Raw genomic sequence first — 1187 nt, 5'->3', positions numbered from 1 at the left:
GGATCCGTGCGCCGTCACGCACCAGCGTCGTGCCGTTCGTGGAGTGGCGGTCCGTGATCCAGGGGCCCGCCGCCGTGCCGCCGACCTCGAAATGCGTCTTCGACAGCGACAGCGTCTCGTCACGGACGGCGATGCAGACGGCACCGTTCTCATCGGCGGGATTGCGGCCGTACAGCGTCCGCCCGTAGACGGCCATGCGGGTGCCGTCGTCCCAGTGCAGGACGGCGATCACGGGCGCCTCGTCGTACAGCGGAGCGCGCAGGGCGGGCGGCGGCACGGCGGCATGCGTCGCGTCGAGGTCGTCGCGCTGCGCCGAGCGGGAGACGGATGCCGCGGCCGCAGCCTGCGCGGACCCGCCGGATGTGTCGCCCGGGCCGACCGGCCGGTCGGCCAGGGCGGTCGCGGCGGGAGGGGAGGCGAAAACCACCGCCGCGGACGGCGCCGGGGCCGGCCATGTCCCGCCGGCGGCCACGCCGCTCGGCGCGATGCCGGTGGCAGAGGGGAACGGGGTCATCAGGCCGGGGAACGCCTCGACGCGGCGGGCCGGCGCTTTGGTGGCCTTCACCGGCGGCTCCCCGGTTCGCCATGGGGCGATCTCGACGAGCCCTGCCGCTGCGCTGAGGGCAGGTGCCGGCGCGGGCTGTGCGGGTCGTGACGTCGCGACGTGAGGCGACGCCGGCCGCACGACCGGCGTCGGCCGCGGCGACGGGAGGTACGGGTTGCCGGCCGCGTCCGCGTGACGGGCGATCGTGCGCACAGGCCGGGTCGCGGCATCCGCTCGCCGCGCATCCACGACGACGGCGCGCGCGGCGAGGTCGTGCCAGCCCTGCCGGCGGGCGCTGCGGTCGAACAACGGCGTGAACCAGCCGATGACGACGGCGCCCGTCAGCGCGAGCACCAGATTGCGCCACACCGCGCGCCAGAACCCGACCGGCGTGCCGGCGTCGGCGTCGCGCAGCTGCAGCCCGGCGAGGCGCTGGCCGATCGAGCCCCGGCCGCCCTGAAGTGCCGCGTAGACGAGGCCCCACGCGAGCATCACGGCACCGACCACGACGAACCCGAAGGTGGAGGCGACCACCAGAGCGGTCGGACCCCATGCCGCGCCCGCCGCGAGGGCCGTGCTGGCGAAGATCCCGGTGAGGACTGCGCCGATGCCGGCGGCGATCCCGAGATCGATCGCGAACGCG

At 75.9% G+C, this 1187-nt stretch carries 1 protein-coding gene; it reads right to left on the bottom strand.

The genetic code is table 11. The annotated features are described in order from the left end of the window. Nucleotides 1–1187, bottom strand: a 1187-nt coding sequence (locus tag C9992_RS17905) for an RDD family protein (RefSeq protein ID WP_106817010.1), incomplete at both ends; no start/stop codon positions are given.

This window comes from Microbacterium timonense (assembly GCF_900292075.1).
Taxonomy (GTDB): Bacteria; Actinomycetota; Actinomycetes; order Actinomycetales; family Microbacteriaceae; genus Microbacterium; species Microbacterium timonense.
Note: the sequence above shows the minus strand (reverse complement) of the source record. Positions and strands in the feature narration are given on the sequence as shown.